This is a genomic window from Bradyrhizobium sacchari (assembly GCF_002068095.1).
In the GTDB taxonomy this organism is placed as follows: domain Bacteria; phylum Pseudomonadota; class Alphaproteobacteria; order Rhizobiales; family Xanthobacteraceae; genus Bradyrhizobium; species Bradyrhizobium sacchari.
Genome location: NZ_LWIG01000008.1, coordinates 231612 through 256015, shown reverse-complemented (window position 1 = coordinate 256015; position 24404 = coordinate 231612). Strand labels below are relative to the sequence as shown.

Sequence of the window (24404 nt, the reverse complement as noted above, 5' to 3'; positions counted from 1 at the left end):
CCAGCCGTAAGGCTTTGCGCTTCCTCCGTACAGCATGGAATGAGTATGAGTAAAACACTCGCGGTCACCGTCTTGGCCGCAGCCTTCACAGCAGGGGCTTATGCCTCTCACCGAAACGGCAACTCCGCAGTCGCTTCGCCTTACGTCCCTTACGGTACCCTGGCCGGGCCTATTCCTGAGCAACCTGCGCCGCGGTTGTCCGCGCGGCGGGTGAATGGCCTTGCGGGGGTCGCGTCAGGATATGCCGGTCGGACATCCGTTCGGTGGCCATCCAGCGTGTACACCGCCTACTACGGTGCGACAGCCGCGCTTGGCGCAGTTGGTGGCCCGCTCGACGTGGAGTTCGCTGCCTACAGACCACTAGTCGGGTGCGACGCTAAGCGCTTCTTGCAGGCTAGTAGGCTCATTGTGATCGAAGCGCTGAAGTCGCCTGGCTGGCAAGTGATCAACGTCAATGGCGGTTGCCCAAGGGTCGATACCGATGGCCACAACCAATATGAGAATACCTGGTTCACGCTCCAGTTCGAACGGGCCGACCTCGTCAAACCCGTCGATCTTCGCCGCGCAGATTGGATTCGCCTCGCCTGTGCTATTGGAGGCTTTGAGACCGTTCTCGAACAGGACAACGTCTGCCACGCGGGACAGTCGCGGCCGCTGGGTGCGGGACTCAGGGAGGACCCGCCGCGTAAAGAGCATCCACCACACGGCGGAGTAAAGCGGGGGGCGTTGGAGGGAAATCTTTCCCCATCTTGCACCTGAGCGTCTCGAGGTCGGAAGATCTCAAAAGAGGCTGCTCAGAAGAGCGTCCATTTTTGAACAGATCGCTTTGACATCAGACCGCCAAGTGGCCAGTTGTTCTTCTTTTCGAGGTGGCTGGAAGATGTCTTCTGCCGGTCTGTGGCTTGTCCTGCGGACATAGCCCGTGAATGCCCGCATTGCTGTTGCTACTTCGTTCCTAGGCACTGCTTTCTCGCCGTCATGCCGGCTTAGCTGTTCGAGTCCATAACCGGGGATGCGTACATGTGAAACATGTCGGGCGACGTGAGAAATTGACCGCATTGCCTCGCTAAAAATGTTACCGGACAACTTCCCTGTCGTGTCTGGGGCGGAGCTGCCGAATCAGTTCGGTGGCGGCTATGGCAGGGAAGATCAGCATGCGCGCAAAGCGCGAGGTCACATCAGCGCTGGCCGAGCGTTATCGGGCAAGCGGGCGGCTCGAGAAGGGACGGATCCTAGGCGAGCTATGCGCCGTTGCGGGATGGCATCGCAAGCACGCGATCCGAGCGCTGTCAGCGGACGGGGCATCGGGATCCGTCGTGCCGCGGCGGCGGGGCCGGACCTACGGAGCTTCCATTCGTACGGCACTGATTGTGCTATGGGACTCGTCTGACCGGCTCTGCAGTAAGCGGCTCGTCGCGATGATCCCGTTCTTGCTTCCGGCTCTTGAACGGCACGGCAGATTGAAGCTTTCTGCTGATGAGCGGTCTAAGGTTTTGAGGGTGAGCGCGGCGACGATCGATCGCCTGCTGAGCGACGTAAGGATCGCAGCAGCCGGAGGACGTCGACGGCGGGCGGGCCTTTCCAGTGCCGTACGGCGGCAAGTCCCGGTGCGTACATTCAATGACTGGGGATCACCTCCGCCGGGGTACTGCGAAGCGGATCTGGTTGCGCACGGCGGCATGTCCGTATCCGGGGCCTTCATTCAGACGCTAACAATGGTGGATGTCGCAACGGGGTGGACCGAATGCTTTCCGCTCGTCGTGCGTGAAGCAGCGCTTGTGGTCGAGGCCCTCGAGCGCGCCCAGAACCTATTTCCCTGGCCCGTTGCGGGCTCGATCTTGACAACGACAGCGCCTTCATGAACGACACGGTCGTGTCGTGGTGCCGTTCTCACGATGTCGAAGTCACTCGTTCCAGGGCCTACAAGAAGAACGATCAAGCGTTCGTTGAACAGAAGAACGGAGCTATCGTTCGACTCTGGTGGGCTACGGGCGCTTTGAAGGCATTGATGCCGCTCGCTCATTAGCTCGCCTGTTTGCCGCGGCACGATCTCCTCTCCCGGCTGGCAGCGCATGCGCCGGGTCAGTTCAGTGGCCATCAGCGGCGTACGGTGCAGCGGTTGGTGAAGAATTGGCGATCAAAGGTCACTCGACAGCTCATCAGCAGCACCGAAACCATACTATCGTTCCAAGCTTCCCTCGCTGTCTAAATCCCACGTATTGCTTCGCCGAATCACCGCAAGCCACTCGCTCGCTACGGCGCTCTGGAGGGCGCGCTTCGCGAGCGGCTTGCTCGGACGCGCGGGGTCCAATTCGCGCGACAGTTGGCGCTTCGGTAACATTGTCATCTGAGGCAATATGCGGGGGCAAATCCGGACGTCGCTTGACAAAATCCACGTGCAGGACCGGCAACCACAAATGATGGTAGGTCCTGAGGACGGCCCTCTAGCTAAAATCCACTGCATGCAACCTCTCGGATCCGAAGGCGGCCGCGGCCTGGCTCAAGACGTTCAACGCGGATGTGCTTGTCGGCCTTGACGACGCTCCCTTCGCTTTGCAGGCGGGGAACGCAGCGGTCTCTCAGCGACCGGCGCCTACCGGGCAGGGCCTCGGCCAGTGATGCCAATAAACGACCAAAGATAGCTTTGATCAAAATTGAACTTCTAAGCGGCCCGCCTTTGCGCTCTGGGGCTGGTCATCCTCGCTCCTCCCTTGTTCGCGCATCAAGTCGATCCAATTGGCCTGCCAAACCCGTGAGGCTCCTAGCGATATTCTTCATCAGGAGGGCACTGTCTTCGGAGAGTCCGGGCGTTTGGGAAAGTGCTCTGTACCGGTGTGCGAATTCTAAGCATTGCGCGGCAGTAATCATTTCGCCTCCACGCCAGAAAAGAAACAAGTAAAGACGTCGACCTCAGGTTTTGTTCCTAATACGAGAATAGCTATAGAATGCGGTCGTGTCTCGGGAGGCAACGGCTTCCGCCCGGATCGCCGCAAGGGGGACGCGATACAGCGGGAGCCCTGCTAACGTGCGGAAAACAGTGGCTGCCGCTCGGCCGCCCGGGCTGAAAGAGAGAAAATTGTCTCGATTTGAGTGGCCCCCCGCGTTCGGCTTCATCGAACCCTGCATAGGGCTGGAGTTTGCCAATGGGTAAGACTGTCTTGGCGACGGCGAGGAGCGGCCTACCGAGGCCGGACAGCGGGTCTTGACCGCGGGGCAATGTGCCGTCCGGCGAAGCTCCGTCGTTAAGGCCTGGTTGGCATGGCGGCGGCGTTCGCCGGCCCGTTCTGGCTCGTATCGGTGGCCCGCCGGCGGCGCCATCGCAGCACGTGGCCCCAGCACGGAGCGCTTCCATTTTGATGTCTCCGCACTGGTGCTCGGGCATCGTGGAGAATGCTCGCCCCGCAGAATTCGCTCCGGCATATCCGGCGCCGATCATCGGCGGCTCCTAGAGAATAAGACGCCGCTGATGACAGCAGCATGACCGCTTAGCATCTTCATTCCTACATGGCGTGCATTGTCGCGGGCCATGGAAGGCCGTCCCGCACAAAAACCAGAGGTTTGCGCCTCGGTCGTCGACCGAAGCTCAGCCTCGACAGGAAGCAGAAACTTGCCATCGCCTCGTAGGCGAGCGCTCCGCTCAATAGCGCAATCAAACGAGGTGAGGGATGATCAAAGCTGACTCAAAGCGCGAACAGGCCGTGACCGTTCCGCTTTGTTCGTTCTCAGAATGCGTGAGGCAATGTTTTGACCTCGATAGCGGTGGGCGCCACTGCCGCCATGCGCGCTGGCCGGTCAGGCTGTCAAAGCATGGTCTGGAGCCGTGGGTCTTCCCGGCAAGGCGTGTGGTTCAGGGCTTAACCACTTTTGCAGGTGCAGGCAGATCTAAGTTCAACCCCATGTTGCGAGATTGACACAGCTGAAGATTCTTCGACCTTGTCCAATCGGAGGCCGTTGTGACCGAGCAAAGAGTGTGTCGTCATGCAGTAGGTCTAGTTTTCATGCAGTAGGCCTAGTTTTCATTAAGCGGTTTTCACATGCGGATTTGCGGGCTTCTTCTGTGCGCGGCGGCTATTGGGCTTTTCGGCGGCTGCGGGGCTTACGTGCCGGAGATGCAGGAGTGGCACGAGCCTCCTGAAAGTCAAAAGATCACCGAGAATCGCCTCATCAACCACGTCAAGTGCGAGCTGCACAAGGGAGTGGATGACGCCATCCGGAAGTACTATGGGGCGGGCCAACGGACCGGCAACAAGGCCGATTGGATCAAAGACTGGTTGGCAACAGTTACTCTGAAGCTGACGGTTGAGGAGAAGAGCAGCGCAAACCCAGGCCTGTCGTGGGTGCGAACTCTTTCCGACACGAGGTCATTTACACTCGGCGCTGGAGTGAATGCCTCTTCAGACGCGACCAGAATTGAAACGATCTCCTTCACTTATCCGCTCAGGGAGCTACGCTCCGCCCGGCCGATTGTGAATCCGTGTGAGAAACCAGGCGAGATTCTGATCGAGGGAGATCTCAAGATCGGCCAGTTCCTGGATAAGAAGATCTTCTTGTCGACCGTGCCGGGGACGATCATTGGTCCTTACAGCGCATTCAGCTATCAGGTGACGTTCGTCGTTGTTTATGGCGGTTCGGTTACGCCAACGTGGAAGCTGGTGGAGTTTACGGCCAACCCGGACTCTCCATTCTTGAACGCCACGCGCACACGTACCCACGATGTGACCATCACCATAGCACCGCCTGGGGACGCCGCCGCCGCTGAGGCCGCCGCAATCCACAACGCCGCACTTATCGGACAAGCCGTCGCGGCAGCCATTCGCAAAGGAGGGCCATAAATGGCAGACGCAGTAAAGATTCCCCAGACGGTCGAGGAAGCGCATCAGCAGGGCTACGCCACCGCGCGGAAGACGCTTGAAGAGGCGCAGGCGATAATGAGGGCGGGAGCCACCGCCGGTATTCTGCGTGATGGTCCGCACCGGGATTGCAGCACCCTTCCTCCGAACCATAAATGCTGGGAGGGAGATTGTGACTCCTCCGGATGGAAAGAGGTTTTGTTCTGCGACGGGACGCAAGGCTGCACCATCTATGCGAAGGTGCGCTGCCGTTAGATGAGCCCCGCCGCTCGCAAACATACGGGGGAAAGATTGACTGCGAAGCACTTCTTCAATTTGGCGACCGCCGCTTTTGCGATCGTGGCCGCCGGTTTGTGGTTCTTGTCTGCGAAGGTGAATTCAGGAAACAAATTTGCCGGAGTCAAAGGTCCGATTGGGATGAGGGAAGAGGCTGAAAAGCTCAACGCGCTGGGAGCTGCCTATAACCTCCAGAGCACCTTCAACGCCTTGGCCGCTAGCGCAGCTGGTGCTTCGGCTCTTTGTCAGGCGGCTGTTGTATTTTTAGATTGGTAGGAGCGCGGACGGGCGTGGCGAAATGCCTGAAATTCTTTCAAGTCGAATTGCCCGAGTATTTTGTTTTTTTCGAATGGCAAATGGCGTAGGGCGCGCCTGTCATGTCGCGATATGCATAAGACTATAGTAGTTGTTGCGACGCGGTAGGTGGTGAGAAGCAAATGATATCCGGCACTTAGATGGCAAGTTCTGGTTTTTTCGTCGGCTCTCTTGAACCGCTTCTTTTGCCTTCCAACATAATAGGAGCGAGCAACTCGACTGCTCGCATGGAGGAACAGATGCGCTGCTCTCGTCCGTCGGCACCGGTCATCGTCAGGGCAAATTCGACGCTCTGTGGCGGTTGAGGATGCAAGAGCTTCTCGGGCGTTTTTCGCCCGAGAAGTTCTTTGGGGTGGGAAGCATGGGCAATTCGCGCAAGGCACGGGCCGGTAAGCAGCTCGTATTACCTCCGAGATTTCTGCTCGCAAAAAGATATTGGAAGCGGGTTCGCGACACGGTGCGGCCGCTGGCGCCTGATCTGGTTCGTCAGGGCCTGAAAGCGGCGCTGGGTTTTGTCGTGGCAGCTGTCGTCGTCGGGTTTATTCGTGACCCTTTCGAGCAAAACGTCATCCCCTGGTTCATAAGAAAGTTGAGCCTTGAGCAGGCCCTGTACATCTATACGGATCCTTCCGGCAGCGCAGACGATCAATACGATTTTCTCGTGCCCCGACTTGTTCTCGCGTCCGGAAGGATGATTCAGGATCGAGCCGTCGCTGAACGTGACAACAGGAAAAACAATCCACGCAACTTCAAGGTAAAGGGCTCTCGCTCCGGCGATCTTTTGATGTTCACGTACATATCGAGCACTGACAAGCTGGGGATGGGCGCGTTTGTGGGCCGGCGGCTCGACACCGATAACGATGACATCTTCATTGGAAATCTTACCGGGTGGGGCCACGGCAAGGATGGGCACTGCACGATCGTCTCGTACTGGGCAGTAATCGGCCCTGCGAAAGAGAAACAAAGGTTTGACGATCTCCTTAAGAACTCCGTTGGTGGTGCTGCACCAGCAAAAGCGACCACATCCGATGCATCTCTGAAGTGCAGCGAACCCAAAGGCTGAGTGCAAATATACCCAACAAAAGTGCCCCACATCGTTTCCAATGCGGGGGCAAGTAGCTCTGCACCTTGCGGGTCATCAGCTCTCAACGGACTTCAGCCATTCCATGGTTTGAGGATGGTCTCCCTTGCCACGCCAGCCCGCCTCGCCGCTGTTCCGGGAAGAATCTCTCAGAGCCACGTCCGTCCTCGGGCTCCTCGCATGAAAGGAGAAGCTCATGGCTGAGAATCGAAAGCCCACACACGATGCGTTCGCGGTCACTGCGATGGCCGAAATTTGGCATGGACTCGGATCGGTGCGGCGTGGCCGAACGAAGACGGAAAGGGCAACCTCGTCATCGCGCCCGGACTGGCGGTGTCGGGAAAGATCGTCCTTCGCGAACCGAAGCCCCAGGCCGACCAGGAGCCTGACTAGATGCGGCCTCATTAGCAGAAGCGAATGAACTCTTGCGCGGGTTTCGCGGGCTCATCGAAGGGACATGCTGGCCAAGCTGGCGCAAGGATGAGTTCGTTCGGGCCGTCGAAGCGCTGGCCGAGGCCCAGCCGGTCACTGAAGCGATGATCGCGATGCCGGGCGATGCAAGGTTCCGCGAGCGCTTTGCCGCCCCGTTTATCTTGTTTGCGAAATGCTAAGGCTCTCCCACGGGAGAGCCTTTCGAACGGAACCGTGCTCCAGAGGCTTCTAATAGTTTTTGCGCCTGGCTTGGCGGTGCCGGGGATGATCGCCCTTTTACCCGAGCCCAAGTCGATTGGAGGGCGAACAGGTATCCTAAGACTGTGTGCCATGCGTCGAATTAACTATGTCCGCGAGCACTATGTCCGACAGATTGTCCTTTCCTAGTTCTCGCCAGAAAAGTGTAATAGGTTGTTAACTATCGGTTTCCATGAAATTTGAGTGCGGTGCAGTATGCGCGCTGCTGTTGCCATCTTGTGCTGCTCTTTGAGTCTTTCACCAGCAATTGCGGGGGAAGTGAAGGGTGTGCCGCAAATTGTCGACGCGGACACCGTTTACGAGGGAGCCGTCAAGATTCGGCTGAGCGGGATCGACGCGCCTGAGACGGACCAGGTTTGCTTGGACGCTGCTGGTAAGGCCTGGGATTGCGGCATCGAAGCCAGAGAAAAACTGAGAGCCTTTGCCGGCGACCGGTCCTGGACGTGCGAGCTGGCAGGTCGGGATGTCTATAAGCGGTATCTTGGGTCTTGCACCGTTGGTGGTGACGACGTTTCGCGTTGGCTGGTGCGAAATGGCTGGGCGCTCGCGTTTCGCCGCTACTCGACGGCCTATGTTGCAGACGAAGATTTCGCCCGAGAGCAGAAGCGCGGCCTCTGGAGCGGTGCCTTTGTTGCTCCCTGGGAGTGGCGTCACCGAAGCAACAATACCGTGATCCTTGGCGCAGTCGCCGTACCTGTGCAGGCGCAGCGTACGCTGATGGCGCCGGCTACAGTAGCCGAGCCGCCTTCTCCGGACTGTGTCATCAAAGGCAATCTCAAAAGTGCCCATCAATGCATCTATCACGTGCCCGGAGGGAGGTTCTACGATCGGCTGTCGATGGATCGAAGCTCATCTCGCCGTTGGTTCTGCTCCGTGGCCGATGCTGAAGCCGCTGGCTGCCGAAAGTCCAAGCTCTAGTTCCAGGCTGAAGTCCTTATGAATACCACCGGCAAGCGTCAGTCAGCCCTCGCACGCATTTTGGGCCTCCTTAGCCAGCCCGTTCACCACTACCAGCCGGCGACGAATATCTTTCTCGATCTCAACGTCGATCGCATGGCCGATGAGCTGCAGCTTGTCGAGCAGGGAAGAGAACGAGGAGCGCAAAACCGTCCCGCTTCGGACGGGCAGACCCTCGACGACATCGAACACCAGATCATTGAAAAGATCGAGCGCCACAAGCAGGACTCTCACTCGATATACCTCGATCACCTTCACACATACGATGAGCGCGTAACAGCGCTCAGCTTTGAGGAGCGATTCGCGACCATTCAGCAGGCCGCGCCCGAAGCCGTGGGTGATTTCAGGGCTGAGGCAACCGTTGGCCGCGACGAGCTATTTGCCTTGCGGCGTCGGCTTAATGAATCCGAGATCGAACGGGAGCGCTTTCGCGCTCGTCATAGAATCGAGCGGCCAGCCAGGCTTGCCAGCCCCGGGAAAATCATTCTGAAGGTCGGTATCCTTGCGATCTTGTTCGTGATCGAAGTGGTGGTGAACGGCAGCTTTCTCGCCAACGCCAACATAGGCGGCTTGCTGGGAGGTTTGGTCCAGGCGGTGGTATTCGCTGCCTTGAATATCCTGGCGAGCTTCCTCTGCGGTATGGTGCTCATACGCCTAGTCAACCAGCGCAGTTTCTTCCTGAAGCTGCTTGGAGTTCTATCGTGTCACGGCTATCTGGCTTTCGCTGTCGCGCTGAATCTGACCCTTGCTCATCTGCGCGAGATTCCACCAACGATCAGTGGCGACGTCGGTCAGGAAGTGCTCCGCAGACTACAAACCGCCCCTTACATGCTCACGGACATCAACTCGTGGGTTTTCTTCAGCGTCGGCTTTGTTTTTTCTTTGGTGGCAATGGCCGACGGCTTGATGTTTTTCGACCCCTACATGGGGTACGCCGGCCTCGAGCGTCGATGGCTCGACGCCAGCAACCAGTTTGCGGGCGCTCGCAGTGAATTGATCGATCGGCTCCGCGACATCCGCGAGGATTGCACCGACGCCATGAACAACGCGGCGAGGGACCTCTCCGTCCGGCGTGGGGAATACGACTCCCTGCTTCAAGGTCGGGGTCGGCTTGCCCAGCGCTTTACTCAGCATCAGAACCAGATCGAGCAAGCTGGCCGCGCCTTGCTTGAGATTTATCGCGAATCCAACCGACGGGCGCGTTCCACGCCGCCGCCGAGCACGTTTTCGCGCAGCTATACTATGGAGCGCATTATCTACGCTGGCGGTGAACCGGATTCGACGGCCAGGGAGCATCTGCGGAAGATGATCGCCGAGACGCAGGCGCTTCTGAATCAGCAGATAAAGGCCATTCACGAGGCCTTTGACAACGCCGTGAAAACCTATCGTGAAATCGACGAGCTGCTGCCGGAGAAAAAGAGTGGCTAGGAAGCGTCCCAGACGGCAGAGTGCATCTGGCATCGGCTGGGCCGGCATTGGTGGGATCTTACTTATCCTAGTGGCGATCGCGTGTGGCGGTGCTTTGGCGTACTTCTATTTCTCAATGCCTAAGCGGCCGGTCCTCGATGCGCAAAGCCTGTGCCCCGTCGACGGCCCGCATGGCATTAACGTGGTATTGGTCGATACATCCGACGACTTGCCCGAGGCTACGCGACGGGAGGTACAGGTTGTTCTGGATGACCTGATCGCCACTCTCCCGTCCTTCTACAAGCTTGATATCCGGGTCCTGGATATCGCCGGTGCGCGCAGCCGGTCGTTGTTCTCAAAGTGCAATCCGGGTGACGGCGCCGGCCTCAGCGAGTGGACCGACAATCCCAGAATCGCCCGGCTGCGCTGGATCGAGAGCTTCCGCAAGCCAGCTGCAGAGGCGGTGAAGAACAGCATGGCTTCGGCCAAGGCCGCCAGCTCGCCGCTCATGGCTGCGATCCAAGATATCGCCATTGACCAGTTTTTTAGCGCGGCCAATCAGAACGCGAAAAAGACACTGATCGTAATCTCTGACATGATCGAATACACGCGAGAGTACAGTCAGTACCCGGCCGCCGGCGACCTCTCCTTCCAGCGCTACAAGCAGTCTCCGGCCTATTTGAAGTTTCGGACCGATTTGCATGGTGCTGGGGTGTCCATTCGCTATGTCACTCGACAGCCGAAGGGGCAGCCCCTGCTCAACGACCTCAAACACGCCGAGTTTTGGATTCAGTGGATGAAGGATAATGGGGCTTCGTCCATTGAGGTCAAACGACTTCAGGGAGCCTAGGCGTGACTATGCAGGACACCATACGGCGTACGCCGCCCGGGCTAATAAGCGGACTGCTTTTCTTTGTGGTCGTTGCCTTGGGCAGCGGCTACATCGTTGCTTCCAAGCTGAATGACTTGCCCGCGCTTTATGTCACGTCCGTTCCGGTCCTGATCATGATCGGATATGCGCTCATGCTGGGAATCGCGCGGCTCTTTCGCCTTCGCGACGATCAGTCAGGCGACAACCTCTACTACATGGGTTTTCTGTTTACGCTGACGAGCCTTGCCGTCTCGCTGTACCAATTTAGAGCCGAAGGCGCCGCCGAACAGATTGTTCAGAACTTCGGTATTGCCATTGCGTCGACAATTGCCGGCATCACCTTACGCATCTTGTTTAATCAAATGCGGCGGGATCCGATTGAAGTAGAAGCAACCGCCCGGCTGGAGCTGGCAGACGCTTCTCGGAAGGTTAAACGCGAACTAGAGAGTACGGTATTGGAATTTGGCTACTTCCGGCGCATGACACAGCAGTCGATCACTGATGCCTTGGACGAGATAAACGAGACCTTGGGTAGCGCGAGCGACAAGCTGGCGACCGAGATCCGGACGTTCGCGCAAACGGCAGGAAGGCCCCTTGAAGAAGCATCTCAAAGGTCAGGTAAAACACTCGACACGTTGAATGAGAAAGTTGTCGGAACGCTCGATACCGTTTCTGCCCGTCTGGTGAGAGAGTCCGACCAACTGTCACGAAGCACTTCTACCATCGTGAAAGCCATTGACGGCCTTGCGGCGAAGCTAGCGGCAATGCAGACCCCCGAGCATCTCATTGAGATAAAGCTTGCACCCGTAGTCTCCGGTTTGACCAGGGCGATCAACTCATTCAGCAAAAGTGCCGAGGTGCAGGCGAAGACGATTGATGCCAGTCTCCGCCAGACGCAAGCCATGGGGGCTGCCGTCGACAGGCTGATGCAGACAATTCAAGCGGCCGAGGCCGCGCGCGCGGCTGCTGGACCATGGGGTTCCAGCAATCGTGCCCCGTAGTCGCTGAAGGGCATCTGGCATGGCCATGAATGGCGAAATCATCCAGCAGCGTTCGTCGTACCGACAAGGTCTTGTGCTCGGGCTTACGATGGCTGAGATCATGCTTTTGCTGGTGTTCTGCCTGCTTATCGCCATGGCCACCTTTTTGAAGCGAGAGCAAGACAAGCGCGTAATTGCGGAGCAGAAGCTACAACAGCACATCGCGCAAAATCAACGAGACCGGGACACGGTGGCGTCCCTGCGCGAGAATTCGGCCGTTGCCGAGAAGCTAAAGAGCCTTTCGGCCCTTACCGATCCCCAGGAAATCGACAAATATTGGCGAGAGTTGGTGGATAGCCAAGCCGCGATCGCCGATCTTGAGAAGAGCGGCGTGTCGATCAGGGAAGTACGCAATCGAATTGCAGATCTCGATAAACTGAAGGCGAATGGGCTTGATGCCGACAAGGCCATCAAGAACGCGGACGCCCTCAGCGCAATCAATCGTTCAATGTCTAAGCCCGGAAAGCCACCGCCCTCCACCTTGGAAATTTTAGAGACGATTGAGCGCGGGTCAGCCTCGACGCCAGGGGCAGGTCCCAGCGGTCATCAATGGCCGCCGATCATTACGTTGAGCGATGCTGCCGGTTATTCATTTAGAAGTGGGAGTGCAGAGCTTTCACAGAAGCTGATTGACGCGCTGACTGGAAAAACTCCCGAGGAAATCCTTGGATACATCAAGAAATACGATGTCGATGTGATTGAGGTTGTCGGTCATACCGACGAGCAGCCACTAGGCGTTCGGCCAACAAATTTAGATCGCGACCTGCCTTCGGTCCTAAAGGGTACGTCGACCATTTCAACGTTGGTGCCCACCGACAACGCGGGTCTCGGGCTGGCGCGGGCGGTGTCAGTTGTGAGCGTGCTCCGACAGAGTCAAGTGTTGGCGCCATACAGGATCTTGCCGCTATCTGGAGCTCAACTCGTCAATACGGATGAGACGCTAGCGATTGAGGGGGCGCCACGTGATGACCCGCAGCGCCGTCGGATTGAAATTCGACTTCGGAAATCGGTGCCTCGCGAGATCACTTCAACTATTCCGTCTGCGCCGGCAATTGCAACGCCAACCCCTATGCCAAGGCCGAGGCCGGCTCAAAAGCCACAGCCGCTTTCGCTCACGCCACCACCGAAGCCGGTCCGGGCTCCGTTGTGGACGCCTGGAAACTAAAGGCGGGGCGTGTACCTGCGGGCCGGGCTTTAGGCTTCGCCCGGAGCCACGATGCGTCTCCGCCCCTTCGGGGCATAACCCCTCACGCAAAGCGCTGTTGAACTCCTCGCCGGAGGCACTCGGTCAAGCAGCTGCCTGCGGCACCGCTATCACCGCTGCGTGCGCCGGCTGCCGTCTTTAACCGGTCTTCTCTAACCGGGATTGGAACGTCAAGTAGCAAGTCTGGTCTGATTACCGCATCGTCACTGTGCCGTCCGAACCTCCCGTGGCGTCAAGCTATCCGGCGATCGCGCTTCTCTTCGAGGTCGGGATCTCCGCCTCATGATGATGTTCGTGAAGAAGTGGCGGGACCATCTCGGGAGCGCAGTCACGGAGCGATCGGCTCGCGATGCAGACCGGTTATCACCCTCGCCATTCCTCGTCCTGCCGGACTCCTTGACAGCCTTTCGGCCGTGTTCTGCTGATCAGTGCGTTCGGGTATCAAGCCGCCGCTGCGTGCTCCGATCTCTCCCATCGGAAGTCGCGGCCGTCGCACCACATGCGATGCAGGATGACGGATATCTTGCGGGCCACCGCGACCAGCGCATTTTTCATGGAACTGCGCTTAGCGATGCGGATGCCCCATGCCTTTAACGAGCACCACCGTCTGGTGTTGACCATCAAAGAGTGCGCGGTTTCAAAGAGGTGCGCTCGAGCAAAGGCATCGCCGCACCGGGTGATGCGCCCGTTGTAATCGACCTCTCCGGACGCGTATTTGCCTGGGGTCAGTCCAAGATGGACGCCAACATGCCGTGATTTACGGAAGCGGCCTGGGTTATCGATGGTTGTCTTGAATGCCAAGGCTGTCAGGGGGCCAGCGCCAGGAACTGTCATGAACCGGCGACAAGTAGCATCGCTCCGAACCAAGCGCCCAATTAGGCGCGTCAACACGCGTGCTTGTTCGGCAAACCTGATCTATGAGAAGATCAGCCACCTGTTTCGCCGGAAGCCGATCCAAGGCAACCAAAGTGAGGTAAGCTATCGGCCTGAAAATATGAGACTGGTCTACCCCGGCTTCTTTGCACCGCCTCGCCAAGTAGAAGATGTTTGAGAGTCCAACGGCGAGCACTTGAGCACTTGATGCAAGTCTGGCGATTTCAGCGCCGCTCCCCACGGACGTTGGGCGATGCTGCCGTTGGCAAACTCGCTGGCAATAGCAGCGAACATACCCATCGCGGAAACCTCGGTTTGCTTCCTGGCCTTCCACAGGTTTGCGAGGACACCAGCAGGTACGAGATCCATCCGATCCCAAAACCCGGTCTCCAATGCCTGAAAGCGTCCTTCCACACTCAAAGCTTCAGAGAACAGACGAAGCACCACGTCAGGATGCTTCGAGAGATATTGCTCTTCCAAATCCTTTCGCTTAAGATTGGCAAATAGGATTGCCGCAGGAAGCACCCATTCCTTTTGGCCGGACTTGCTCATCGGAGCTTGTCTCTACCCAGCCCATCAATGTTTCCCTCCCCCGCCTTAGTTAAGTGATTATGGCTCTTGGACGTCACGAACCCTACTAGACGGCGAGAACCTTCTCTAATTCACTTACGAGTCCCGCTCGCTTCTCCGCCTTTAGAGAGTCGAGGTTCTGCTGGCGCCAACGTACCGCAGGCAAATTGGCGGCCTCAGGCAGCTCCAACAACGCCCAATCGGGCTCGCCCCGCTCGAATTGAACGAGGAAGCGGCGATGCTGCTGGGGCATTTTGCCCACGATCTCCTCAACGATCGCTTCTCTCGCCTTCAACAGTTCATCGAGTCCGACGGGCTCACTGGTCATACCTCTAAAGCCGCGTTCGTATTCTTGGGCGATATCCTTGCGCTTGGCACCGAGGACCTCAAACATAGGCCTGCCATGACTCACAAGATAGACAACAAATGCCCGACGCAGTTCTTCCGGGATTCCCTCACTGGCCAAGAGATCGCGCACATCAAAAAGATCGCGAGGATGCTGCCGGTCGAGCGCCGCTACGACCTTTCCTGCGTAAAGGTCCCCGAACGAGACCACCCGCATTTCAGCAAAGCCGAAGGCATCCTCAACAGCCGGCGATACGGTCCTCAGTTCGGGTGCGTACACACATCCGCGTAAAACCGGGGTGACCTCGACCTTAACCTGCGTGCCTTCAAACGTGAGGCTGAGCTTTACCGTAGCGCCTTCAACCTTTGCTTCCGAAATTTTCAGCGAAGGGAGGGCTTGGAGCGCGCGCGCCTTGATGCGGGTCATCGCTGCATCAACCTCAGCCAGGGATTCTGCGCGTGATTTAACCGGCAGGTAAGTAAGATCGATATCGACCGATAGCCGAGGCATATTCCGAATGAACATGTTGATGGCGGTGCCGCCCTTCAGCGCAAAGCACTCCTCTTCGGCCACCATCGGCACCAAGCGCAGCATCAGCCCTACTTGCCTGCGATAGGCCTCAGAGAACGCCATCAAGATCCTCCGGGACGGTTATCTGGTAGGCGGAATCGAACTTGCCGCCCTTGACAAGCATGCGCTTACCTCTGCCAAGATCAATCTTGTCTTTATCCAGGTACTTGAGCCACGCATGCTGATGCCGATCAGCAAAGAAGAAGAAGAGCCTTTTCACCTTCACGCTCTTGCAATCCACCAGGAGCTTCTGCAAACGTTTGGGTCCTAGCCTACCCATGCCTTCCATGAGTTTGTCGACCTGATGGAAGCTCTCATGGTCTGGCAGTTCGGCAAGCAATTCGAGGACGGCACGTTCTGGCGATGACACCACGAGCGGCCAGTTCAAGTGGTGGCCCCAGGGTTGCACACCAACACTTCCGGTGTCCTCGCTCGGGGTATGCCGGTCAAGGGCATCCCAGTCTAGGCTGCGGATACCTATCGTGACCGGATCGTTCCGGAACAGCTTTTGGCTGTTGTGATATCGGAATTGAGATTCTATCGGCAGGTTCTTCAACCATCCGGGAGGCGCCTTGGGGCCGTAGAGGTGAACCTCAAGGGTCTGCTGGGAGAGATAGTGGGTGAATCCATGCAATTCGAGCGCGGTACGGCCGCCGACGACCAGACGGAGCTGCAGCAGATTCTGCAACGAGATGACGACCTGCTGCCAACTGAGAGGACCGCGAGAACGAGTATAAACCTGCCGCGCCGGCTGCTGGAGCCAGCCGCCTTTTACATAGCGACGCCGCAAGGCCGTCGAGTAGTCATGCTTGGCGAGCCAGGATGCATCGACCAGGAGCCCCTCGGGCAGGTTGCGTTCCAACCAGTTTAGCTTTCCGGCCACCAGCTCACTCATAGTTAGCAAAATAGCATATTTCTAAACTCAGCCTAGTTTATTATTTGGTCCAAACGCTAACTCTGGGTTAGCAAATACGCCAGTTTCGTAAACCGCCCCTATCTTTCTGCCTGCCAACCAATTGAAAAAACGGAAAACCAAGCTCGATAATTGGCAGGGCTGAGCATTTCGACGAGTTCCTTGGGCAGCCCAAGATAAGCCTTTGCTAGCTCGGCGGGGGACATCAGCTTTGGGCTCAGTTCCCTCCTGTCCAGACCACGCTCGTCTATCTCATCAATGGCATCGCCGAACCGCTGGATATGAGTCCGTGTGAACTCGTCCGGAGGCTTCGGCCAGCCTCCTTTCACGAACGACAACGAATTCAGGGCAACGCAACGATGGAAATGCACCCTCAACCGACCAACCGCATCTCCGATCGGACGCCATCTCACGATAGCTCGTCAGGATTCCAGAAAAACTTTTCGATATGTTCATCAAAAGCCTCCCTTATCTGCCAAACATGTGTTGGCCGGTACTTTTTTGGACGCGGGCATAAAGGTGAAGGAAGCCAATATAAATGGACACTAGATGCCTCTCCAGACGGTGGAAGACCGAAATTGCATCGTCGTTGTTCGGCGAGTCCTCGTGCACGACCGCGTTTCTGACGGAGTACGGTTGTCGAACATCGTCAACGATTTCCATCGGCTGTACGCAGTCAGTCGTCGTTGCGGCACCAGTTCGGCCTTGGTGATGAGCAAGCCGGCGCGCGCCCTGCGGAACGAGGGATCGCGCAAATGATGGTCGACCTGTATCTCAACTTCTCTGGGCCCCTGAACGACGAGACCATGTTCGGGTGGCATGGCATGTTGGTGAGCGGGGATCGGACCATCAAGACGATCGGAGCGTACCGTACTCATTCCGAACCTATGAGGTGATCTCTGGGGGCTATCGGCCGGCGCAGGGTTCATTTTGAGGCGCCTCCCCCTGACCGCATGGCGGTGGAGATGAGCGCATTCATAAAGTGGTTCAACGACTCCGGGCCGGCGGGTGCACACCCGCTGCCAGCGATCACGCGCTCGCCCTCGCTCACCTCTACTTCGTCAGCATCCATCCATTTGAAGATGGGAATGGCCGAATTGCGCGCGCACTGGCGGAAAAATCACTCGCGCAAAATCTAGGACAGCCGACCCTCATTGCCTTGGCCTACACGATCGAACGCAAGCGGAAGGCCTACTACGAGGCCCTCGAACGCAACAATAAGCCCATGGCGATCACAGATTGGCTGCTTTACTTCGGCAGCGCAATCCTCGAAGCGCAGGAAAATACCAACAAGCGCGTGGATTTCCACATCGCGAAGACGAAGTTCTCTGAGCGTCTGCGCGAGCAATTCAACGCCCGCCAGGAGAAGGTCATTGCCCGAATGTTCAATGAGGGGATTGACGGCTTCAAGGGTGATTTGAGCGCGGAGAACTACATCACGATCACAAAGGCGCCCCGCGCGACTACAACACGTGACCTTCCGGACCTCATCGCCGAAGGCGCGTTGACCAGAACGGGCGAGCTCCGGCATACGCGCTATCATCTGAACCTAAGTGAGCCCACGCCTCCTGCTCGCTCCTGATCGGAAAACCGTGGATTTCCGGCTGAAACCCGCTCACACTAGCATCCTGCCAGCGATCGCGGCGACGTTCGCGAAGACGCTCGTTCAAGACCGCGACGGTCGGCGAACCGCGTGCCACGCACCGGCGAACTCGTCGGCCCTATAAGACCAGAGTTCGCATGCCGTCCAAGCTCGCCCCGCATATTGCCGCGTGGCTCGCAGAGCAGCCGCAGCTGACGGCGCTCGCAATTGTCGGCCGGCTGCGCGAAAAAATACCCTGAGGAGTTCGGAAAGAGACAGCATTCGATTGTGCAACGTCTGCTGAGGGCGCTCAGACGAAGAGCTGCCGAACCGTTGTTCGCCCAGGGCCCGCTCGACGACGCCACCACCGCTGCCCCATTGCCCGGGTTGTGGACGGCTCGGGCTATGTAGGGCCCGACCCGACCACAGCCCCTCTCGTCGAGCAAGCCGGGAAAGCCATCTGGCGCGACCAATTAATCGACATCGGATCGTCATCGGCAATGGCGCCATCACGGTAACATTCGCAGATGCGGCAATACGGGGGCAAATTTGAACGCCGATTGACAGCTCGCCGTCACGCTCTTGCGAGAAAAAGCCGTTGGTGCCGCGGCTGTATGGATCAACGATGCCGCTGAATCCATTTCCGGTTCTCCGCCAAAAAAAAGTTTTGGCGGTTTCTCGTCCCCGACAAGGGCCGCTCCGGGTGGTCCGTTCGCTGCCGATGCAGATCACGCAATCGAAGTCGAAGGTCGCAACAAAGATAGTAACGAGCTCAAGAGCTCCCGGAGACCTTACAAGATCGGCAAACGCGCGCTCGTCGACATCGAGTTGAAACTCTGATGAACTTGCCGGATCGAGGGCTTTCTCACCAAATCCAAGTGCACGGAAAGGCGCAACGAGAAAGGACGGCGTTTTACGCCGTCCCTTTTCGACTGCTCTACTGTGTCTCTTCAGGTAGGCACATTTTGATCCCCCATGTTCGTAAGTTCCGCTATTCGACTAGCATTGTCTACTGTATGCCGGATACTGATCTTGTCGTCAGGGCTAAGTGAGCTGTCCACAGCGAGAGCAGCCCTGAGGCGATCAACATAGGCCGCTGTCCGATCGATCGCCCCGCACAACGAAAACGCCTTTGCGAGCGTATCCAGGCCATTGATACTTGCGTCCCCATCCTCGTATATCTTGGTTACCGATTCGATACCAGACTTCATTTCTGCAAACTTTTCATAGCGATTTCGGACGTCAGGGCCGACCAGATCCACCAATTCCCACATGTACGAGATCCAGTTGTTCCAGTTCTTGGCAACCTCCAAACGGCGAATGCTTTCGTCGAAGAACTCGGTCTCTTCCATAGCCTGTTGCGTCGAGGCCAGGGCCTTTTCGAGGAGCTCGGCCTTGTAAACCAAAGAAAGCCGCACGCTATGGGTGCGCGCGAATTCGTTGTCGAAATACTGCTTCTTGCGCCACAAAGCGTAGGCATACTGCCTCGGTATCCAGGCTCGAAAGGCGTCTCCTTTTCGAACCTGCTGAGAAGCCGCCAATCTCTGGTTTGCGGTATCAAGGAGGGTGATGACGTAGTCGATGTGACCACCCTTGATCATCACCGCGTTAGCCAGGCGAAATACGATCATGGGATCGTCCTGATACTCGCCGGAGTTGTCTAGATCACAATAGATCTTGATGGCTTCGCCAACGTCAAACTGAAACGAGATTGCCTTTGCATCTCGGTAGTGGTTTGCGATCCGGAATCGCCAGAGCAATGCAAGAGCCTTCTCCATAAAGAGGAAGTATCTTGCTCGCGAGTCTTTCCGCATCTCTTCCGGAAACTTCGTGGAGTATTTATGAATGACGTCGTCCACTCGATTGATAATGTCGCTCAAGTTGCCGATGTAGCTGTTGAGGTGATTCCGCAGGCCCGGGAACATGCGAGCATAGTGCTGCCTTATAAGCTCATTGAGCGAATGCAGCGCCTCTCGAATCTCGCTGGGAGTATTCTCCCCATGCAGATTAGCAACCTCATAGCGGACATAGGTAATCGAGAAGGGGATCTTCACGCGCGCCGAGCCCGCCTCGACGCCGAACAGCTCCTCGATCGTCAGAAATCGGTCGCGGATGTTGTCCGCCTCGTGTGAGATAACGTCCAGCTTGTCTTTCAATAGCCTGACGTCTTTCTGCGCCTGCGGCAGCAAGCGCTCATACTCAGGCTTATTCTTTTTCTTCCGCAAGCCGAGCTTTGTTGCGAAGCTGCTGCCTTTATACTGCAATGGATGATCAATCTCGGCCCAAGTGTCCTCAAAGATCGTGCGAACCTGAATCTCGATCGGAATGATCTTGGGTGACTTCGCAGCGTAGCTCACGGCGTCAAGCACGATGTGTACTGAGGAGTAAGGTTTCTCGTCCGGCGATTGCACCGAGCTCAGCTTTGGCTGGCCGTTCTTTCGCTCGCCGAGGTTCAGTGTCAAGAACTCCTTATGCAACAGGCCATAGACGTAGGAGGCATTCTTCGATGTGTAGACGATGATTTCCTGGACACAGTCATCCAGCTTGTCTCCCGTGAAGAGCTGCATGCTGGATGATTGCGCAAATGCGATAGTCTCGAAGAGACGGTGACAAATGGCGAGAAGATCCTCGCTATAGATGGCGATCAGTCGGACGCCGACAATGTCGGTTGCGTCCGCAGGTCGATAGTCTTCCTTACCGGGGACCTGCCGACGGGCAATCACTTTTTGAATGAGGCGCTCGTCAGATTTGACGCGGATTTTGACGGCATAAGCAAGGCGCGACATTGGATTGGGGCCAACGTCGAACAATGTATGTAACTTGTCCCGCACATACTCGGCGCCCGCCAGAGCTTCTATTGCTTCCGACTTAAGTGTGACAGAGTGCTTAAGTGTGGTTGACTTGCGCGCCCCCATAATATCCTCAGTGAAATCAGATCTTTGATATCGAACACTGTGCGTCTTGCTAGGCTCGTGCCGGAAGGCGCGATGCTATGGCCAGTCATAATTACCAGTCATAATTAATAGAGCGCCCGCTTACGCACAAAGCTCAATAGCCAGAATATCTTCGCATTCAAACCAAAACAACCGTAGCGCGCAAGTGGTCCCTTTAGTTGTGAGCTGCTGATTGGCGGCCCAAACTCCTTAATTCACGCTGCTTTTCTGCACCAACTGGCTGCACTACCGAGCAGGATTGGCCGGCTCGCGATCAGCAGTCCCCCGGCTCCGCCGTGGGTCCTCCGACCGCTTGCTGTTGTCGTGATGCGCCTGATGCGTTTCGCCGTGCACAATCTGAGGTTAACTACCCCTCGATCAGTCGCTCCGGCGGGTGATCTTCTGGTGGTCGCGAAGCGTAGGTCAGCCGGAAAGGCTCGCGCCAGCTTCCGCTCAGTTAGAGGAAGGTGTGTTTTCACCCTCAAGCTGGGCTATAAGCCAATCTGCAAAGGCTCGCACCGCCGATCGCTGTCGGCTGGCGCGCGGGTAGATCAGTCGATGACCGACGTAGCGGATATCATTGGCGCGACCTGCGAGCGGAGCAACCAATCGCCCGCTAGCTAGTTCGCGCTCGGCCAGGAGCGTTGATTCCAGAGCGACGCCTAGTCCCTCCGCGGCTGTTGCGATCGCCAGAAAGCTGCGATCGAACCGCATGCCGTGCAGGGCAGGGGCTTCCAATCCGTTGACGGTGAACCATTGGTGCCACTGCACCTGCTTCACGTCGGAACGGATCAGGGTTTGATCGAGGAGATCGGCAGGCTTGCGTATCGATTTTCCGAGTGCAGGGGAACAGAGGGGCGTGACCGTCTCCTCCGGGAGAGGAACAATTTCGACGCCCTCCGCGCGCGGCGGGCCGTAGACGATGTCAATATCGAAATCGTCGTTGCTGAAGCGCGCATAATCCGTGCTGGCTGCCAGCCGCACTTCGAGCTTCGGATAAGCGGCGAGAAATTGTGCAAGCCGCGGCGCCAGCCATTGCGCGGCAAAGCTCGGAGCTGAGTGGACGCGCACCAATTGCGGTCCGCGCGCGGCGACTTCCTCGAGGCCACGGCGGAGCTGATCGAATGCCGCTCCCGTGTGCCGCATCAGGTTTTCGCCGGCCGGCGTGAGCCGAACTGATCGCGCACTGCGCTCGAACAGAACGGTCCGAAGTGTGTCCTCCAGCTTGCGGATGGCATGACTGACCGCACTCGGCGTCAGGTGAAGCTCATTCGCCGCATCGCGAAATGATCCAGTGCGGGCGGCAGCTTCAAAGGCGCGAATTGCCGATATCGGTACATTGGACAGCATCCGATAAGTGAACCAGATTCATCGATCCGTGACAACTGTGCGTTTGTCTGTTGCGCGTCCGCGGTGCATTCCTAGCCTTGCCAAGGAAAAACAATCGACGGGAGGAACTGATGCTGCTCAGCGGTAAGACGGCCATCATTTCGGGCGCGGCCTCGCCGCGCGGCATTGGGCTTGCCACGGCACGGCGGTTCGCTGCCGAGGGCGCGCGGGTCGCCATTCTGGACATCGATGCCGACGCCGCGGCGGATGCTGCAGCATCGCTTGGAAAGTCCCACATCGGACTTCGGTGCGACGTCGCCGACAAATCGTCCTGCGAGCAGGCTGTCGCCCGGGTGATCGAAGCCCTCGGCGGCATCGATATTCTGGTCAACAATGCTGGCATCACCCAACCGGTGAAGCTCCTGGAAATTACGGCGGCCGACTGGGATCGCATCCAGGACGTCAATCTGAAAGGTGTTCTGTTCCTCTCCCAGGCCGTGATCCCTCACATGCGCGCACGCAAGTCCGGATCAATCGCCTGCATGTCGTCGGTCTCGGCCCAGCGTGGCGGTGGAATTTTTGGCGGCCCGCACTATTCGGCCGCCAAAGCCGGCGTGCTTGGTCTCGCCAAGGCGATGGCCCGTGAGTTCGGTCCGGACGGCATCCGCGTCAATTGTGTGACGCCCGGCCTGATCGGCACCGATATCACCGCGGGCAAGCTGAGCGACGAGATGAGGGCGAAGATCCTGGAAGGCATTCCGCTCAATCGCCTCGGCACGGCAGAGGATGTCGCCGGCATCTACACCTTCCTGGCTTCGGATCTTTCCGCCTACGTGACCGGGGCCGTGATCGACGTCAATGGCGGCATGCTCATTCACTGAGCCAGTGAGATAAGGTCCAGATCGATGGAAACGCTGACCAACACGCCCAAGCTGGCGGACCGCGCCTACAACATTCGCCGCAATGCGCTGCGCATGGGCGAAGTCCAGGGCCAGGGCTATATCGCACAGGCGCTGGACATCTCCGACGTCCTCGCCGTGGCCTATTTTCATGCGATGCGCTACCGGCCGGAAGATCCGTCCTGGGAAGACCGCGACCGCTTCTTGTTATCAAACGGGCACTACGCCATCGCGCTCTACGCGGCCTTGATCGAGGCGGGGATCGTCCCCGAGGAGGAGCTTGAAACCTACGGCAGCGACGAGAGCCGACTGCCGATGTCGGGCATGGCCTCCTACACGCCGGGAATGGAAATGTCGGGCGGCTCGCTCGGGCTTGGGCTCAGCATCGCCGTCGGCATGGGCCTCGGGCTCAAGCGCAAGAAGTCCGATGCGCGGGTGTACACCTTGTTCTCGGACGGAGAGCTCGACGAGGGCTCGGTCTGGGAGGCCATCCAGTCGGCGGGCCATTACAAGCTCGACAATCTGATCGGCATCGTCGACGTCAACAATCAGCAGGCGGACGGTCCTTCGACGCAGGTGATGGCGTTCGAGCCGCTGGTCGAGAAGCTTCAGGCCTTCGGCTGGTTCGTGCAGCGCATCAACGGCAACGATCTCGATGCCGTGCTTGCGGCGTTCGACGCCGCCAAGTCTCATACCGAGCCCAAGCCGCGGATGATCGTTGCCGACACGCTGATGGGGAAGGGCGTTCCTTTCCTGGAGCAGCGTGAGAAAAACCATTTCATCCGCGTCGAGCAGCACGAATGGCAGCTCGCGCTGGCCGCGCTGGAAGCCGGGAGGCAGGCATGAAGACCGTGAGATCAGCACCGCAGCCGGGCAAATCGCGCCTGACAACCTCGGCGATGATCGCATCAATCGCGGCTGAAGGACAAAAGACGAAGCCGGCGCCGTTTGGACACACGCTCGTCGAGCTTGCACGCAGCCGCCCTGATGTGGTCGGCATGACGGCCGATCTCGGCAAATACACCGACCTGCACATCTTCGCGAAGGAATTTCCGGACCGCTACTACCAGATGGGCATGGCTGAGCAGCTTCTGTTCGGCGCGGCCTCCGGTCTTGCCGCCGAAGGCTTCATGCCATTCGCAACCACCTACGCGGTGTTCGCTTCGCGCCGTGCCTACGACTTCATACACCAGACGATCGCGGAGGAAGACCGCAACGTGAAGATCGTCTGCGCATTGCCCGGTCTGACCTCGGGCTATGGCCCGAGCCATCAGGCAGCGGAGGATCTGGCGCTGTTTCGCGCCATGCCGAACATGACGGTCATCGACCCCTGCGATGCCCATGAAATCGAGCAGCTGGTGCCCGCGATCGCGGCGCATCACGGGCCGGTCTACATGCGCCTGCTGCGAGGCCAGGTACCGGTCGTGCTCGACGAATACGACTACAAGTTCGAGCTCGGCAAGGCCAAGCTGATCCGTGACGGGAAGGATGTTCTGATCATCTCATCCGGCATCATGACCATGCGCGCACTCGAGACGTTGCAAACTCTGAAGAACGACCGCGTCGATGCTGCGGTGCTCCATGTTCCGACCATCAAGCCGCTCGACGCCGACACGATCCTGCGTGAAGCCGGCAAATCAGGCCGCCTGGTCGTCGTTGCCGAAAACCACACGACGATTGGCGGTCTCGGCGAGGCGG

Annotated in this window: 19 protein-coding genes and 3 pseudogenes; 15 read left to right on the top strand and 7 right to left on the bottom strand. The window is 58.0% G+C overall.

The features are described from left to right. Positions 1–360 precede the first annotated feature (360 nt). Positions 361–636 carry a hypothetical protein gene (locus A5906_RS12410; protein WP_136615169.1) on the bottom strand — a complete coding sequence of 92 codons (276 nt, stop codon included), beginning with the start codon at positions 634–636 and terminating at the stop codon, positions 361–363. Between the two features lie 1399 nt (positions 637–2035). Between A5906_RS12410 and A5906_RS46590 the strand changes: the two genes are divergently transcribed. The 11 genes from A5906_RS46590 (at position 2036) to A5906_RS12350 (ending at position 12652) form a co-directional block, all read left to right on the top strand. Further along, complete coding sequence (locus A5906_RS46590; RefSeq protein WP_488225933.1) at positions 2036–2209, top strand: hypothetical protein; 174 nt, start codon at positions 2036–2038, stop codon at positions 2207–2209. Positions 2210–4100: 1891 nt separating this feature from the next. Then, entirely contained in the window at positions 4101–4832 is a 732-nt protein-coding gene (locus A5906_RS12400) for a hypothetical protein (protein WP_136615168.1), read from the top strand. Continuing rightward, positions 4833–5105 (top strand): hypothetical protein, encoded by a 273-nt coding sequence (locus A5906_RS12395; protein WP_080135473.1) that lies wholly within the window; start codon positions 4833–4835, stop codon positions 5103–5105. A 36-nt stretch (positions 5106–5141) separates the two neighbouring features. Continuing rightward, complete coding sequence (locus tag A5906_RS12390) at positions 5142–5402, top strand: hypothetical protein (RefSeq protein ID WP_136615167.1); 261 nt, start codon at positions 5142–5144, stop codon at positions 5400–5402. Positions 5403–5748: 346 nt separating this feature from the next. Beyond that, complete coding sequence (locus A5906_RS12385) at positions 5749–6504, top strand: hypothetical protein (RefSeq protein WP_080135471.1); 756 nt, start codon at positions 5749–5751, stop codon at positions 6502–6504. Between the two features lie 443 nt (positions 6505–6947). Next, positions 6948–7133, top strand: a complete 186-nt coding sequence (locus tag A5906_RS12375; protein ID WP_080135470.1) for a hypothetical protein — start codon at positions 6948–6950, stop codon at positions 7131–7133. A 274-nt stretch (positions 7134–7407) separates the two neighbouring features. Further along, positions 7408–8130: a thermonuclease family protein gene (locus A5906_RS12370; RefSeq protein WP_080135469.1), complete on the top strand. Its 723-nt coding sequence runs from the start codon at positions 7408–7410 to the stop codon at positions 8128–8130. Between the two features lie 18 nt (positions 8131–8148). Beyond that, positions 8149–9597 carry a hypothetical protein gene (locus A5906_RS12365; protein WP_080135468.1) on the top strand — a complete coding sequence of 483 codons (1449 nt, stop codon included), beginning with the start codon at positions 8149–8151 and terminating at the stop codon, positions 9595–9597. Between the two features lie 94 nt (positions 9598–9691). Continuing rightward, positions 9692–10426, top strand: a complete 735-nt coding sequence (locus tag A5906_RS12360) for a hypothetical protein (RefSeq protein WP_136615166.1) — start codon at positions 9692–9694, stop codon at positions 10424–10426. 2 nt (positions 10427–10428) lie between these two features. After that, entirely contained in the window at positions 10429–11448 is a 1020-nt protein-coding gene (locus tag A5906_RS12355; RefSeq protein WP_136615165.1) for a hypothetical protein, read from the top strand. 19 nt (positions 11449–11467) lie between these two features. Beyond that, positions 11468–12652 (top strand): OmpA family protein, encoded by a 1185-nt coding sequence (locus tag A5906_RS12350; RefSeq protein ID WP_080135465.1) that lies wholly within the window; start codon positions 11468–11470, stop codon positions 12650–12652. A gap of 480 nt (positions 12653–13132) precedes the next feature. Here A5906_RS12350 and A5906_RS12345 read toward each other — a convergent pair. The 4 genes and pseudogenes from A5906_RS12345 to A5906_RS12330 form a co-directional block, all read right to left on the bottom strand. Continuing rightward, positions 13133–13579: pseudogene (locus A5906_RS12345) on the bottom strand (transposase); the annotation flags it as partial. A 117-nt stretch (positions 13580–13696) separates the two neighbouring features. Further along, complete coding sequence (locus A5906_RS12340; RefSeq protein WP_080135463.1) at positions 13697–14116, bottom strand: hypothetical protein; 420 nt, start codon at positions 14114–14116, stop codon at positions 13697–13699. A gap of 85 nt (positions 14117–14201) precedes the next feature. Then, complete coding sequence (locus tag A5906_RS12335; RefSeq protein ID WP_080135462.1) at positions 14202–15113, bottom strand: nucleotidyl transferase AbiEii/AbiGii toxin family protein; 912 nt, start codon at positions 15111–15113, stop codon at positions 14202–14204. Then, positions 15100–15945 (bottom strand): type IV toxin-antitoxin system AbiEi family antitoxin domain-containing protein, encoded by an 846-nt coding sequence (locus tag A5906_RS12330; RefSeq protein ID WP_080135461.1) that lies wholly within the window; start codon positions 15943–15945, stop codon positions 15100–15102. The genes A5906_RS12335 and A5906_RS12330 overlap by 14 nt, the downstream gene beginning before the upstream one ends. Before the next feature lie 695 nt (positions 15946–16640). Here A5906_RS12330 and A5906_RS12315 point away from each other — a divergent pair. Then, a pseudogene (locus tag A5906_RS12315) lies at positions 16641–17545 on the top strand (Fic family protein); the annotation flags it as partial. Positions 17546–18495: 950 nt separating this feature from the next. Here A5906_RS12315 and A5906_RS12310 read toward each other — a convergent pair. Beyond that, positions 18496–20460: a nucleotidyltransferase family protein gene (locus tag A5906_RS12310; RefSeq protein ID WP_080135458.1), complete on the bottom strand. Its 1965-nt coding sequence runs from the start codon at positions 20458–20460 to the stop codon at positions 18496–18498. Between the two features lie 471 nt (positions 20461–20931). Then, on the bottom strand, positions 20932–21828 hold the full coding sequence (locus A5906_RS12305; RefSeq protein ID WP_080135457.1) for a LysR substrate-binding domain-containing protein: 897 nt from the start codon (positions 21826–21828) through the stop codon (positions 20932–20934). Positions 21829–21938: 110 nt separating this feature from the next. On the opposite strand from A5906_RS12305, the gene A5906_RS12300 reads away from it, so the two are divergent. From A5906_RS12300 to A5906_RS12290, 3 genes and pseudogenes are all read left to right on the top strand, one after another. After that, positions 21939–22688 (top strand): SDR family NAD(P)-dependent oxidoreductase, encoded by a 750-nt coding sequence (locus A5906_RS12300; protein WP_080135456.1) that lies wholly within the window; start codon positions 21939–21941, stop codon positions 22686–22688. Positions 22689–22712: 24 nt separating this feature from the next. Continuing rightward, positions 22713–23552, top strand: a complete 840-nt coding sequence (locus A5906_RS12295; protein ID WP_080135455.1) for a transketolase — start codon at positions 22713–22715, stop codon at positions 23550–23552. Then, positions 23549–24404: pseudogene (locus A5906_RS12290) on the top strand (transketolase family protein); the annotation flags it as partial. The gene A5906_RS12295 and the pseudogene A5906_RS12290, both read left to right, overlap by 4 nt.

Coding starts and splice junctions, on each gene's coding strand:
- A5906_RS12300 (WP_080135456.1), top strand. CDS start 21,939: ATGCTGCTCAGCGGTAAGACGGCCATCATTTCGGGCGCGGCCTCGCCG.
- A5906_RS12350 (WP_080135465.1), top strand. CDS start 11,468: ATGGCCATGAATGGCGAAATCATCCAGCAGCGTTCGTCGTACCGACAA.
- A5906_RS12395 (WP_080135473.1), top strand. CDS start 4,833: ATGGCAGACGCAGTAAAGATTCCCCAGACGGTCGAGGAAGCGCATCAG.
- A5906_RS12385 (WP_080135471.1), top strand. CDS start 5,749: ATGCAAGAGCTTCTCGGGCGTTTTTCGCCCGAGAAGTTCTTTGGGGTG.
- A5906_RS12335 (WP_080135462.1), bottom strand. CDS start 15,113: ATGGCGTTCTCTGAGGCCTATCGCAGGCAAGTAGGGCTGATGCTGCGC.
- A5906_RS12370 (WP_080135469.1), top strand. CDS start 7,408: ATGCGCGCTGCTGTTGCCATCTTGTGCTGCTCTTTGAGTCTTTCACCA.
- A5906_RS12365 (WP_080135468.1), top strand. CDS start 8,149: ATGAATACCACCGGCAAGCGTCAGTCAGCCCTCGCACGCATTTTGGGC.
- A5906_RS12330 (WP_080135461.1), bottom strand. CDS start 15,945: ATGAGTGAGCTGGTGGCCGGAAAGCTAAACTGGTTGGAACGCAACCTG.
- A5906_RS12295 (WP_080135455.1), top strand. CDS start 22,713: ATGGAAACGCTGACCAACACGCCCAAGCTGGCGGACCGCGCCTACAAC.
- A5906_RS12340 (WP_080135463.1), bottom strand. CDS start 14,116: ATGAGCAAGTCCGGCCAAAAGGAATGGGTGCTTCCTGCGGCAATCCTA.
- A5906_RS12305 (WP_080135457.1), bottom strand. CDS start 21,828: ATGCTGTCCAATGTACCGATATCGGCAATTCGCGCCTTTGAAGCTGCC.
- A5906_RS12310 (WP_080135458.1), bottom strand. CDS start 20,460: ATGGGGGCGCGCAAGTCAACCACACTTAAGCACTCTGTCACACTTAAG.